Annotated in this window: 11 protein-coding genes; 7 read left to right on the forward strand and 4 right to left on the reverse strand. The window is 67.4% G+C overall.

Annotation, left to right across the window (positions count from 1 at the left end):
* The first annotated feature begins 124 nt into the window (after positions 1–124).
* On the forward strand, positions 125–631 hold the full coding sequence (locus tag M2282_RS21395; RefSeq protein WP_280810777.1) for a universal stress protein: 507 nt from the start codon (positions 125–127) through the stop codon (positions 629–631).
* Positions 632–748: 117 nt separating this feature from the next.
* Here the strand turns inward: M2282_RS21395 and M2282_RS21400 are convergent, their stop codons facing one another.
* From M2282_RS21400 to M2282_RS21410, 3 genes are all read right to left on the reverse strand, one after another.
* On the reverse strand, positions 749–979 hold the full coding sequence (locus tag M2282_RS21400; RefSeq protein WP_280810778.1) for a hypothetical protein: 231 nt from the start codon (positions 977–979) through the stop codon (positions 749–751).
* A gap of 153 nt (positions 980–1,132) precedes the next feature.
* Positions 1,133–2,860, reverse strand: coding sequence for a cation acetate symporter (locus M2282_RS21405; protein ID WP_432422920.1), 1,728 nt, complete (start codon positions 2,858–2,860; stop codon positions 1,133–1,135).
* Positions 2,857–3,177 (reverse strand): DUF485 domain-containing protein, encoded by a 321-nt coding sequence (locus M2282_RS21410; protein ID WP_280810779.1) that lies wholly within the window; start codon positions 3,175–3,177, stop codon positions 2,857–2,859. Before M2282_RS21410 ends, M2282_RS21405 begins: the two co-directional genes overlap by 4 nt.
* A gap of 135 nt (positions 3,178–3,312) precedes the next feature.
* On the opposite strand from M2282_RS21410, the gene acs reads away from it, so the two are divergent.
* From acs to M2282_RS21440, 6 genes are all read left to right on the forward strand, one after another.
* On the forward strand, positions 3,313–5,289 hold the full coding sequence (gene acs, locus M2282_RS21415; RefSeq protein ID WP_280810780.1) for an acetate--CoA ligase: 1,977 nt from the start codon (positions 3,313–3,315) through the stop codon (positions 5,287–5,289).
* 51 nt (positions 5,290–5,340) lie between these two features.
* Positions 5,341–5,604, forward strand: a complete 264-nt coding sequence (locus tag M2282_RS21420) for a BON domain-containing protein (protein ID WP_280810781.1) — start codon at positions 5,341–5,343, stop codon at positions 5,602–5,604.
* A 121-nt stretch (positions 5,605–5,725) separates the two neighbouring features.
* Positions 5,726–6,517, forward strand: coding sequence for a response regulator transcription factor (locus tag M2282_RS21425; RefSeq protein WP_280810782.1), 792 nt, complete (start codon positions 5,726–5,728; stop codon positions 6,515–6,517).
* A 91-nt stretch (positions 6,518–6,608) separates the two neighbouring features.
* Positions 6,609–8,963, forward strand: a complete 2,355-nt coding sequence (locus M2282_RS21430) for a phosphoketolase family protein (protein ID WP_280810783.1) — start codon at positions 6,609–6,611, stop codon at positions 8,961–8,963.
* A gap of 103 nt (positions 8,964–9,066) precedes the next feature.
* Positions 9,067–9,804: a response regulator transcription factor gene (locus tag M2282_RS21435; RefSeq protein ID WP_280810784.1), complete on the forward strand. Its 738-nt coding sequence runs from the start codon at positions 9,067–9,069 to the stop codon at positions 9,802–9,804.
* Entirely contained in the window at positions 9,797–11,911 is a 2,115-nt protein-coding gene (locus tag M2282_RS21440; RefSeq protein WP_280810785.1) for a PAS domain S-box protein, read from the forward strand. The genes M2282_RS21435 and M2282_RS21440 overlap by 8 nt, the downstream gene beginning before the upstream one ends.
* 22 nt (positions 11,912–11,933) lie before the next feature.
* Here the strand turns inward: M2282_RS21440 and M2282_RS21445 are convergent, their stop codons facing one another.
* Entirely contained in the window at positions 11,934–12,710 is a 777-nt protein-coding gene (locus M2282_RS21445) for a Crp/Fnr family transcriptional regulator (RefSeq protein WP_280810786.1), read from the reverse strand.
* Positions 12,711–12,884 lie beyond the last annotated feature (174 nt).

The raw sequence follows: 12,884 nt of genomic DNA on the forward strand, positions 1-12,884 counted from the left end.
GTGCGCAGGCTTGCTCCAGATCAAACCCTGGCAATCGGCAGGCTTCGCACTTGATCGAAATCAACTCTCGCTGCGTACCCGTGCGGATACTGGAACACCCCCTTCAACGCCACGGAGTCGTGCCATGTACCAGCGAATTCTTGTTCCCATCGACGGCAGTTCCACGTCCAGCCGCGGGCTGGAGGAAGCCATTCAGTTGGCGAAGCTGACGGGCGGGCGCCTGCGCCTCGCGCACGTCATCGACGAGTTGTCGTTCGCCCTCTCCATGGACGCCTACGCAGGCCTTGCCGGCAACTGGCTCGAAGAGTTGCGCGGCAATGCAGCGAAGCTGCTGGAGGCCGCGCGGGCCAAGGCAGCCGAGGCCGACGTCCAGGCCGACACCGTGCTGCTCGATCGCTTCAAGGGCACGGTGCACGAGCAGATCGCCGCGGAAGCCGAGGCCTCAAAGGCCGACCTGATCGTGATCGGCACCCACGGCCGCCGCGGCATCGGCCGCTGGGTGATGGGCAGCAGTGCGGAACACATCCTGCGCACCGCGCCCGTGCCGGTGTTGCTGGTGCGCGCACCCGAAAGCGCCAGGAACGAGCACGAGCGCTTCACGCTGCCGGGCGGGGAACTCGCCAGCCAGTGAGGCTTCGGAAGCCCGGGGCCGCGATGCGCGGGCGATCCGGGCGATGTCCACAGGGTCTGCCTCCAGACCGCTGTGCCTTTCTGTCGATCCTTCTCCAGCGGCCGCTGGCTGGCGGGCTCAGCCGTCCAGCGGCATGCCACCGCCCAGACGGCGGATCCACAGGTCCGTGAACTCGCGCTGCACGGCGCCGGTTGCGCGCTGCCAGCTGGTCAGCATTTCCCATTGCTGGCGCTGCACCAGGAACATGCGCCTGACGGCGTCCATCTGCCAATCCAGGGCGAATTGAAGGCAACCGGTGCCCAGGGGTGCCGGATGCATCGGGGTGGGCGAAAAAGAATCGTCGGGCATGAGGGGTATCTCCGGGAATGTAAGGATCGATCCTAGGCACGCGTCGCCGGGACGGCTTGATGCACATCAAGCCACGCGCGGTTGCCGGTCTGTTGTGGGACTGCACGGTTCACCGGCCTTGATACAGCTGCCGGCGTTCCGGCAGCCGTGCAATCAGTGCCCGTTTGCGCCATGCGCCCCGATGCCGGTCTCCGAGCGCACCTGCTGCGCGATGAAGCCGCCGCGGTCGACCTGGGCCCGGGCGCTGCGGTCCAGCACCGAGAACAGCCAGATGCCCGCGAACGCGATGCTCATCGAGAACAGGCAAGGCGAGGTGTACGGAAACGGCGCCGAGCCCGCCGGGTAGCCGAAGGTGGCTTCCCATACCGAAGGCGAAAGCACCGTCAACCCCACCGAAGACACCAGCCCGAGGAAGCCGCCGATCACCGCGCCGCGCGTGGTGCAGCCCTTCCAGAGCACCGACATGAAGAGCACCGGGAAGTTGGCCGAAGCCGCGATCGCAAACGCCAGCGACACCATGAAGGCGATGTTCTGCTTCTCGAATACGATGCCCAGCACCACCGCCAGCGCACCGAGCGCCAGCGTTGTGATCTTGGACACGCGCAGCTCGGCCGCGCTGCCCGCATCGCCCTTCTTGATGACGGTGGCATACAGGTCGTGCGAGACGGCCGACGCGCCCGACAACGTGAGGCCCGCCACCACCGCGAGGATGGTCGCGAAGGCCACCGCCGAGATGAAGCCCAGGAACACGTTGCCGCCCACCGCATTGGCCAGGTGGATCGCCGCCATGTTGCCGCCGCCCTTGAGCACGCCCTTGGCGTCGAGGAAGTCGGGGTTCGTCAGCACGAAGGTGATGGCGCCGAAGCCGATGATGAAGGTCAGCAGGTAGAAGTAGCCGATCCAGCCCGTGGCCCACATGACCGACTTGCGCGCCTCCTTGGCGCTGGGCACGGTAAAGAAGCGCATCAGGATGTGCGGGAGCCCGGCCGTGCCGAACATCAGCGCCATGCCGAAGGAAATGGCCGAGATCGGGTCCTTCACGAAGTTGCCCGGGCCCATGATCGACTGCCCGATGCTCGCGGCCATCTGCGCCGTCTTGCCGTCCTTGAGTGCCAGGTCGGTCTTGACCTTGACCGCGCCCGCGAACATGGCCTCGGGGCTGAAGCCGAAGTGCCACAGCACCGAGACGGCCATGAAGCTCGCGCCGCCCAGCAGCAGGCCGGCCTTGATGATCTGAACCCAGGTGGTCGCGGTCATGCCGCCGAAGAGCACATAGACCATCATGAGCGAGCCCACGATGACCACCGCGATCCAGTATTCGAGGCCGAACAGCAGCTTGATCAGCTGCCCCGCCCCCACCATCTGCGCGATCAGGTAGAACGCCACCACCACCAGCGTGCCTGAGGCCGCGAAGATGCGCACCGGCGCCTGCTTGAAGCGGAAGGCCGCCACGTCGGCGAAGGTGAACTTGCCGAGGTTGCGCAGCCGCTCGGCCATGAGGAAGGTGATGACCGGCCAGCCCACGAGAAAGCCGATCGAATAGATCAGCCCGTCGTAGCCCGTGGCCATCACCGCAGCCGAGATGCCCAGGAACGATGCCGCCGACATGTAGTCGCCCGCAATGGCAAGCCCGTTCTGGAAGCCCGTGATGCCGCCGCCGGCCGTGTAGAAGTCGGATGCCGAGCGGGTACGCGCCGCTGCCCACTTGGTGATGAAGAGCGTGCCCACCACGAACAGCGAGAACATGCCGATCGCGGTCCAGTTGGTGGGCTGGCGCTGGAGCTGGCCCAGGTCCGCGCCCGCAGCGAGTGCAGCTGCCGAGGCAGCGCCCAGCGCAAGAAAGAGGACAACGGATCGCATGCGCAAGAGACCGGCGTTCATGGCTTGCCCACCTTCTGCACGGCCTTCACCACGGCGTCGGAGAGGGTGTCGAACTCCGCATTCGCGCGGCGCACGTAGTAGCCCGTGATCGCGATGGTGAAAAGGATCACGCCGAAGCCCACCGGCATGCCCAGCGTCATGACGCCGTCGCCGATGCGCCGCGCGAGGAACTCCTTGTCGAAGGCCACCAGCAGCACGAAGCCGTAGTACACGACGAGCATGCACACGGCCAGCGTCCAGCCGAAGCGGTCGCGTCGGCGCCTGAGCTGCTTGTATTGCGGATGCGCGGCAATGCGCGCGACCAGATCGTCTTGCATGGAGTCTCCTGATGGGGGTATCGAACGGGTTCGACCGGATTAGGAACGGCCCCACCGCGCAGAAGCTTGCGCTGGCGCAAGGTTTTCTTCATCGCTGTCGGCAAGATCGCATCACCCTCACGAAAGACACGAGACATGAACGCACCCGACTTCCCATCTCGCCTTCCGGTCTACGCCCCGCCGGAGGCACTCGTCCGCACCGCCCACATCGCCGGCCGTGCCGCCTACGACGCCCTCGTGGCCGAAGCCGAGGCCGACTACGAGGGCTACTGGGCCCGTCTGGCGCGCGAATTCGTCGGCTGGAAAACGCCGTTCACGAAGGTGCTCGACAGCAGCGATGCCCCCTACCACCGCTGGTTCGAGGACGGCACCCTCAACGTGTCGTGGAACTGCCTGGACCGCCAGGTGGCCGCCGGCAAGGGCGACAAGGTGGCCATCGTCTTCGAGTCGGACGACGGCAAGGTCACCCGCACCACCTACGCCCAGCTGCTCGCGCAGACCTGCCGCATGGCCAACGCGCTGAAGGCGCGCGGCGTGAAGAAAGGCGACCGCGTGGTCATCTACATGCCGATGTCGGTCGAAGGCGTGGTGGCCATGCAGGCCTGCGCGCGATTGGGGGCGATTCACTCGGTGGTGTTCGGCGGTTTCTCCGCGCATGCGCTGCGCGACCGCATCGCGGACACCGGCGCCCAAGTGGTCATCACGGCAGACCAGCAGGTGCGCGCGGGCAAGCAGTTGCCGCTGAAGGCGATGGTCGACGAGGCGCTCGCGCTGGGCGGCTGCGAGGCGGTGACATCGGTGATCGTCTATCGCCGCACCGGCGCAGCCATTGCCTGGACACCGCGCGACCTGTGGATGCACGAGATCACCGAGGCGCAGAAAGACAGCTGCGAACCCGAATGGGTGGGCGCCGAGCATCCGCTCTTCCTGCTCTACACCTCGGGCTCCACCGGCAAGCCCAAGGGCGTGCAGCACAGCAGCGGCGGCTACCTGCTGCACGCGGCGCTGAGCACGAAGTGGACCTTCGACATCCATGACGACGATGTGTTCTGGTGCACCGCCGACATCGGCTGGGTCACCGGCCACACCTACATCGCCTACGGGCCGCTGGCCATCGGCGCGACCGAGGTGGTGTTCGAGGGCGTCCCCACCTTCCCCGACGCCGGGCGCTTCTGGCAGATGATCGAGCAGCATCAGGTCACGGTGTTCTATACCGCGCCCACGGCGATCCGCTCGCTCATCAAGGCGGCCGAAGGCAACTCGGCCATCCACCCCGACCGCTACGACCTGCGCAGCCTGCGCGTGCTGGGCTCGGTCGGCGAACCGATCAATCCGGCCGCTTGGGAGTGGTATCGCAAGCACGTGGGCGGCGGCCGCTGCCCGGTGCTCGACACCTGGTGGCAGACCGAGACCGGTGGCCACATGATCACGCCGCTGCCGGGCGCCACCGACCTGGTGCCGGGCTCCTGCACCCTGCCCTTCCCCGGCATTGCCGCGGCCATCGTCGACGAGACCGGCAACGACCTGCCCAACGGCGAGAGCGGCCTGCTGGTCATCAAGAAGCCCTGGCCGAGCATGATCCGCGCGGTCTGGGGCGACGACGCGCGCTACCGTTCGAGCTACTACCCGCCGGAGCTGCGCGGCTGCTACCTGGCGGGCGACGGCGCGGCGCGCGATGCGGCCACGGGCTACTTCACCATCGGCGGGCGCATCGACGACGTGCTGAACGTCAGCGGCCACCGCATGGGCACGATGGAGATCGAATCGGCGCTCGTGGCCTGCACGGCGCTGGTGGCCGAGGCCGCGGTGGTGGGCCGGCCCGACGAGACCACGGGCGAGGCGATCTGCGCGTTCGTGGTGCTCAAGCAGCCACGCCCCGAGGGCGCGGAAGCGGTTCGCCTGGCGGCCGAGCTGCGCGCCTGGATCGGCAAGGAAATCGGCCCCATCGCCAAGCCCAAGGAGATCCGCTTCGCCGACAACCTGCCCAAGACGCGCAGCGGAAAGATCATGCGCCGCCTGCTGCGCTCGGTGGCCAAGGGCGAGGCGATCACGCAGGACGTGTCGACGCTGGAGAACCCGGCGATCCTCGATCAGTTGACCGAGGCGCACTGAACCGGAACCCGTCCTGTTGAAACCCCTCCCCTAGCTCCAGAAAGAAAAACCATGAATCCGGACATCCAGCTCAGACACGATGTCTTCGCCCAACTCAACTGGGACCCGGCCGTCAACGCCTGCGACGTCGACGTGCAGGTGAAGAACGGCGTGGCGACCTTGCGCGGCGAGGTGGCCGACGAGGCCCAGCGCGAGGCCGCGGAACGCGCCGCGCGCCGCACCGACGGCCTGGCCACCCTGTTGAACAGGCTCATCGTCCGGCCGGCCCGGGCGAACGAATCTCGCGACCTCGACGTCCAGCGCTCATTCGCGTGAACAGGGTGGCGTCTGCGCCGGCTGCATTCGCTTGCGCGAGAGAACCATTTGATACAGATCAAGGTTCGTGCAGCGATGCATCGGAAGAATCGGATCTCCAACACCACCCAGGAGTCCGATCTTGGATACGACGCCACTCCAGCAGTCCCCACTGACCCGCGGCGCACCGCGATGGCTTGCAAAGATCGAAAGTGCTCACCTGAAGCCTGTCGATCGAACATCGGCGAATCCGTGGCCAGGCTTTCTGGCCGGCCAGGCGGAGAAGCCGGTCCGGGTGTTGCTGATCGACGAGGACGGCAATGCACGGCGCTCGATCGCCCATGAGTTGCTCGCCGACGCGCGCGTGTGCGTGGCCGGCGAGGCGGGCAATCTGCCGGAAGCGCGGCGCCTGCTGGCACAAGGCGAATTCGACGTGCTCATCCTCGACATCCGGCTCGGTGGCGGCAAGGGATTCGACCTGATCGACGTCGCCAGGCAGCACTGCAGTTCAGCCGAGGTCATCGTGCATTCGACGCTGGACGACGAGGTTCATGTCCGCCGTGCGTTCGCCGCGGGCGCATCGGGGTACCTGGACAAGAACTCCTGGTTCCAGAATTTCACGCAGGCCGTGTTGCAGGTCGTCAACGGCGGCGCCGCCGTCTCGCCCAATGTCACCCGGCACCTGCTCAGCCGGCTGGGGCCGGTCGCTCCCTGGCAACCGGCCGACGACGGCCCGCTCCGCAGGAAGCTTTCGGTGCGGGAGCGGGAAGTGCTGCTGCTCGTGGCCAAGGGCCACCTTACCCAGGACATCGCCCACCAGCTGTCCATCAGCGCACAGACCGTGTGCTCGCACATGAAGAACATCTGCCGCAAGCTGCAGGTGCACACACGTGCGCACGCGGTGACCATGGCCACCAGCCTGGGCTTGCTATAGCCATGCCTTCGTCACCGGCTTGATCGCCATCAACCCCCGCGCGTGCCCGCATGCCCATACTGCAACGTCCACCCCCGAAAGCAGTCACTACATGCCCTCCTCTCCCGACGACCTCACGCTGCTCGATGCCTGGTGGCGCGCCGCCAACTACCTCTCGGCGGGACAGATCTACCTGATGGGCAACCCTTTGCTGCACGAGAAACTTACGCTTTCGCACATCAAGCCGCGGCTGCTGGGGCACTGGGGCACGACGCCGGGCCTGAACTTCATCTACGCGCACATGAATCGCGCCATCAACGCACGCGATCTCGATGCGATCTTCATCGCGGGCCCCGGCCATGGCGGGCCGGGCGTGGTGGCCAACACCTATCTCGAAGGCACCTACAGCGAGGTGTACCCGGCCATCGGCCAGGACGCCGAAGGCCTGCAGCGGCTGTTCACGCAGTTCTCGTTTCCCGGCGGCATTCCGAGCCACGTCGCGCCGGAAACGCCCGGCTCCATCCACGAAGGCGGCGAGCTGGGCTATTCGCTGCTGCATGCCTACGGCGCGGTGTTCGACAACCCGTCGCTGCTGGCCTGCTGCGTGATCGGCGACGGCGAAGCCGAGACCGGAGCGCTCGCGGCGAGCTGGCATTCCAACAAGTTCCTGAACCCCGCGCGCGACGGCGCGGTGCTGCCGATCCTGCATCTGAACGGCTACAAGATCGCCGGCCCCACCGTGCTGGCGCGCATCGAGGAAGAAGAACTCACGCAGCTGCTGCGCGGCTACGGCCACGAGCCGTATTTCGTGGTGGGCGACGAGCCCATGGCCATGCACACGCAGATGGCGGCCGTGATGGACACCGCGCTCGACAGCATCCGCGCCATCCAGGCGAACGCCCGCAAGAACGGCTTTCACACCCGGCCGCGCTGGCCGATGATCGTGCTGCGCTCCCCCAAGGGCTGGACCGGGCCGCGCGAGGTGGACGGCCTGCAGATCGAGGGCACCTTCCGTGCGCACCAGGTGCCGCTCGCGGATTTCGCCAGGAAACCGGGCCACGTCGAACTGCTCGAACAATGGCTGCGCAGCTACCGTCCTGAAACGCTGTTCGATGCGCGCGGCGCCCTGCGTCCCGAGATCGCGGCGCTCTCACCTCAAGGCCGGCGCCGCATGAGCGCCAACCCGCATGCCAACGGCGGGTTGCTGCTCAAAGACCTGGCGATGCCGCCCTTTCGCGCACACGCCGTGCCCGTGACAGCACCCGGTGCGATCGATGCCGAGGCCACGCGCGTGGCGGGCGAGTTCCTGCGCGAAGTGATGCGCGCCAGTGCGCAAGACCGCAACTTCCGGGTGATGGGCCCGGACGAGACCGCGTCGAACCGCCTGGGCGCCCTGTTCGAGGTGACAGGGCGCGCAACGACAGCCCAGGTCTGGCCCGGCGACGACCACCTCTCGCCCGATGGCCGGGTGATGGAAGTGCTGAGCGAGCATCTGTGCCAGGGTTGGCTCGAAGGCTATCTGCTGACCGGCCGGCATGGCTTCTTCTCGTGCTACGAGGCCTTCATCCACATCATCGATTCGATGTTCAACCAGCACGCCAAGTGGCTCAAGGTGGCGCGCGGCATCGGCTGGCGTCGGCCGATCGCCTCGTTGAACTACCTGCTCACGAGCCACGTCTGGCGGCAGGACCACAACGGTTTCAGCCACCAGGACCCGGGCTTTCTGGATCACGTGGTGAACAAGAAGGCCGAGGTCGTTCGCGTGTACCTGCCGCCGGACGCCAACACCCTGCTGTCGGTGGTGGACCATTGCCTGCGCAGCCGCAACTACGTGAACGTCATCGTGGCCGGCAAGCAGCCCGCGCCCCAATGGCTGGACATCGAGGCCGCCACGCGCCACTGCACCACGGGCCTGGGCATCTGGGACTGGGCCAGCAACGACGAAGGCGACACGCCCGACGTGGTGATGGCCTGTGCGGGCGACGTGCCCACGCTGGAGACGATGGCGGCCGTCCACCTGCTGCGCGAGCACGTACCGGCAATGAAAGTGCGGGTGGTGAACGTGGTCGACCTGATGGCGCTGCAGTCGCCCGAGGCGCACCCTCATGGCCTCTCGGATGCCGATTTCGACGCCATCTTCACGACCGACAGGCCGGTGATCTTCGCGTTCCACGGCTACCCGGCGCTCATCCACCGGCTCATCTACAAGCGGCGCAACCACCCGGGCTTCCACGTCCACGGCTACTGCGAGGAAGGCACCACCACCACGCCCTTCGACATGACGGTGCTCAACCGCCTCGACCGCTTCCACCTGGCCGCCGATGCCATCGCGCGCGTGCCGCGCCTGGGCGACAGCACAGGCCACGTGCAGCAGCACCTGCGCGACAAGCTGCTGGAGCACCGCGCCTACATCACCCGCCACGGCCAGGACATGCCGGAGATCGAAAACTGGCGCTGGACGCGATAGCCGTCGGCAAGGCCGCGAGAAGCACCGCAGCCGAAGCTTGCGTGCTACCCTGACCTGGATCCAGGATGTTGACAACATTCGTGCTCCATATCCTTGCCCACGCATGAAACCTGCCTCTCACATCGCGGTTCTCGACGACGAGGTCGATATCACGCTGCTGCTGGCCAACTACCTGCAGGGCCACGGCTTTCGCGTCACCCAGGTGCACAACGGCCGGGCCCTCATGACGCTGATGGAGTCCGATCCCGCCGACCTCGTGCTGCTCGACCTGGGCCTTCCCGGTGAAGACGGCTTCTCGATCGCGCGGCGGATGCGCGAGAGCTGGCGCTGCGGCCTCGTCATCGTCACCGGCCGGGGCGATGCGGTGGACAAGGTGGTGGGCCTGGAGGTGGGTGCCGACGACTACGTGACCAAGCCCTTCGACCTGCGCGAACTGGTCGCTCGCGTGAAGGCGGTGCTGAGGCGGCTGACGCCCGAGCCGCCTCTCTCCGCGGCGCCCGCGGCACCTGCCGCAGCCTCCGCGGACAAGCTGCGTTTCGCCGGCTGGCAACTCGACACCGCCGCGCGCAGCCTCAGGAATCCGCAAGGCGAGGAAGTGACCCTGACTGGTGGCGAGTTCGACCTGCTGCAGGCCTTCGCCCGCCACCCCGGCCGCGTGCTGTCGCGCGACTTCCTGCTGGAGCAGACACGCGGACGCGAAGCCGCGCCCTTCGACCGCACGATCGACGTGCAGGTCGGACGCCTGCGCAAGAAGATCGAGGCAGATGCGGACGACCCGCAGCTCATCAAGTCGGTGCGAGGCGCCGGCTACATCCTGACCCCACCGGTCTCCCATGGTTGACGCCGCGGACAACCCGCCCTTCCTGCCCGACATACCCATCCAGGGGTTGCCCTCGGGCATCGAGGAAGGCAGCGTCTTCCGCTCGCTCTTCATCGCCTACCCGGATTCGCTGCTGCTGGTGGACCAGTCGGGCAGCATCATGATGGCGAACCCTTCGGCCGCCGCGCTGCTGGGCTACTCGGTGGGCGAACTGGTGGGCCTGAACGTCGACGTGATGGTGCCCGACAGCATTCGCCCGCGCCATGCCTCGTACCGCGAAGCCTACGGCCGCGCGCCCCGCGCTCGCCCCATGGGCACGCACATGGAGCTGGCGGCCAAGCGCAAGGACGGCAGCGAGGTCATGGTCGAGATCGCGCTCAGCCCGCTGCAGAGCCATGGGCTGCCTTTCGTGGTGGCGGCCATCCGCGACATCGGTGCCTACCCGCGCGTCAAGCAGGCGCTGCAACGCGCCCGCTACAGCGAGCACCTGGCGCAACTGGGCCGCCTCGCGGTGGACACGCGCGACCTGCAGGTCGTGCTCCAGCACGTGCCGGAAATCATCACCACCGCCCTGCAGGTCGAGGTTGCCGTGGTGTGGCTGCTCGATGGCAACCGCCTCGAATTCAAGGTGGCCAGCGGCGTCGGCCTGCTTGCCGGCGAGGAAATAGGAGCGCGCGTTGCCAACCGGCCGGATACGCCGCCCGGCTTCGTGTTCGCCCAGGGGCGTCCGGTGGTGGTGCCCGACTACCGCCTGGAGCATCGCTTCGAGGTGCCCCGGGCGTATCTGGAAACCGGCCTGGTGAGCGCGCTGGCCGTGCCGCTGAGCGACCGTGGGCGCGTGATCGGCATGCTGTCGGTGCGCTCCAAGGAATCCAGGCGCTTCGGCGACGAGGAGGTTCGCTTTCTCGAATCGCTGTCCAACCTGCTGGCCACCAGCCTGCAGCGCGTGCAGACCGAAGAGGCGCTGAGCCATGCGCAGCGCCTGGAGAGCGTCGGCCAGCTCACGGGTGGCATCGCGCACGACTTCAACAACCTGCTGACCGTCATCCAGGGCAACCTCCAGGTGCTCGAAGAGTTGCCCGCGCTTGCACAGGACGCTCATGCGCAGCAGCTGGTGAGCGCTGCCACGCGCGCCACGCGGCGCGGTGCCGAACTGACCGGCAAGCTGCTGGCGTTCTCGCGGCGGCAGATGCTGCAGCCCAGCGCCGTCGACACGCGGGCGCTGCTGCATTCGCTGGCCGACATGCTGCGCCGCACGCTGGACCAGCGCATCCGCATCGAGATCGATACCGCGCCGGGCTGTCCGCCCGTGACCGCCGACCCGGGACAACTGGAGTCCGCGCTGCTCAACATCGCGATCAACGCGCGCGATGCCATGCCCGAGGGCGGCGCGCTTCGCTTTCGCACCGAGCTGTGCGGTGCGCTGCCGGCAGCCCTGCGCAGCGACCGCAACGACCCGAACAGCGATGCCGCCGCGCGCTTCGTCGCCATCTCCATCGCCGACAGCGGCACGGGCATGTCCGAAGACGTGAAGGAGCGCGCCTTCGAGCCCTTCTTCACCACCAAGGAAGCGGGCCGCGGCACGGGCCTCGGCCTGAGCACTGTGTATGGATTCGCCAACCAGTCCCGCGGCGCCGTCGCGATCGACAGCAAGCCGGGCCATGGCACCACGGTGACGCTCTACCTGCCGTACCACGAAGATGCCCGCCCGTCGGCCGCCATGGAAGAGCCCGCCGACGAAACGATTCCGCCCGGACTTCTTGTCATGCTGGTGGAAGACGACGCGGAGGTCCGCAAGATGGTGGAGACCTTTCTCGCGACGCTGGGCTGCGAGGTGGTCGCGGTTGCCACGGCCGAGCAGGCGCTCTCCACGCTGGACGAAGGCGTCGGGCCCGTCGACCTGCTGCTCAGCGACATCGCCCTGGGTGCCGGCATTCGCGGCACGCGGCTGGCGGCCGAGGTGCAGCGGCGGTTTCCGCAAATGGCGGTGCTGCTGATGTCGGGCTTCTCGTCGGAACTGCTGGATGCCGACCGCGAGGTGCCGCAGAACTGGGAGCTGCTGCGCAAGCCCTACTCGCGATCCGAACTGGCGCAGGCCATGGCGAAGGTGCTGGCCAACCGCGACTGAAATTGCGCGGGACGGGGCCGCCTTACTGGAGCATGGCGGGTGCACGCACCATGGCAGGCGCCAGCGCGGGGGCCAGGCAACGCTGCACGAATGCCGCGAGCGCGCCCACATCGGGGATCTGCACATCGCGCCGCCCCTTCGTCGCGAACCCGATGACCTTGTCGCGCGCCAGCCGCGAGAGCGCGCGGCTCACGCTTTCGAGCGTCATGCCCAGGTAGTTGCCGATCTCGGCGCGCGTCATGCGCAGCGTGATCTCGTCGGTGCGCATGCCGCGCTCGGCCAGCGACTCGGCCCAATGGCGCAGGAACTCGGCCACGCGCGCATCGGCGGGCAGCGTGCAGACGGACATCAGCGAGTCCCGGTCATGCGAGATCTCGAGGCTCATGGCGGTGTGCAGGACCTGCAGCAAGGCGGGGTGCGCCGCACAGGCGGCCAGCAGGGCGTCGTACGACACCGCCCAGATCTCGCCGGTGTCCATGGCCACCGCATCGCACGAGTAGCGGCTGCCCGCGATGCCGTCGAAGCCGAGCCAGTCGCCGCGGAACTTCAGGCCCGCCACCTGCTCGCGCCCATCGGCCGAGAGATTCACGATCTTGAAGAAGCCCGAATTCAGGATGTAGAGGTTGCCGAAGCGCTCGCCGGCCTGGTAGATCACGTCGCCCGTATGCACCACACGGCGCTGCGGCTTGAGCTTCTCGCACAGGAGCTTCAGCGTGTCGGCCGTTTGCCGGCCCGCGCACTCGCTGCCGATGGGTGGCAGGACCGGTGCGGTCTTCGTGAGGGTGGCGGTGTTGAGCATCTGGAATCCTCGGGTGGTCTGTCGCGTGTCGATGGATGGATGCTAGGAAGCCACCGGCAATGCAATGACAACGGCCGGAATCGGTGGGTAACGCTCGGTGAATGCAGTGTGTCCGGCGTGTATCGACGACCTGTGGCGCGCAGCAAGCCATGGGGCCATGGGCCCGCGCCTTGA

Source organism: Variovorax boronicumulans, assembly GCF_029892485.1.
Taxonomy (GTDB): Bacteria; Pseudomonadota; Gammaproteobacteria; order Burkholderiales; family Burkholderiaceae_C; genus Variovorax; species Variovorax boronicumulans_B.

Coding starts and splice junctions, on each gene's coding strand:
- M2282_RS21435 (WP_280810784.1), top strand. CDS start 9,067: ATGAAACCTGCCTCTCACATCGCGGTTCTCGACGACGAGGTCGATATC.
- M2282_RS21400 (WP_280810778.1), bottom strand. CDS start 979: ATGCCCGACGATTCTTTTTCGCCCACCCCGATGCATCCGGCACCCCTG.
- M2282_RS21395 (WP_280810777.1), top strand. CDS start 125: ATGTACCAGCGAATTCTTGTTCCCATCGACGGCAGTTCCACGTCCAGC.
- M2282_RS21420 (WP_280810781.1), top strand. CDS start 5,341: ATGAATCCGGACATCCAGCTCAGACACGATGTCTTCGCCCAACTCAAC.
- M2282_RS21430 (WP_280810783.1), top strand. CDS start 6,609: ATGCCCTCCTCTCCCGACGACCTCACGCTGCTCGATGCCTGGTGGCGC.
- acs (WP_280810780.1), top strand. CDS start 3,313: ATGAACGCACCCGACTTCCCATCTCGCCTTCCGGTCTACGCCCCGCCG.
- M2282_RS21445 (WP_280810786.1), bottom strand. CDS start 12,710: ATGCTCAACACCGCCACCCTCACGAAGACCGCACCGGTCCTGCCACCC.
- M2282_RS21405 (WP_432422920.1), bottom strand. CDS start 2,860: ATGAACGCCGGTCTCTTGCGCATGCGATCCGTTGTCCTCTTTCTTGCG.
- M2282_RS21440 (WP_280810785.1), top strand. CDS start 9,797: ATGGTTGACGCCGCGGACAACCCGCCCTTCCTGCCCGACATACCCATC.
- M2282_RS21410 (WP_280810779.1), bottom strand. CDS start 3,177: ATGCAAGACGATCTGGTCGCGCGCATTGCCGCGCATCCGCAATACAAG.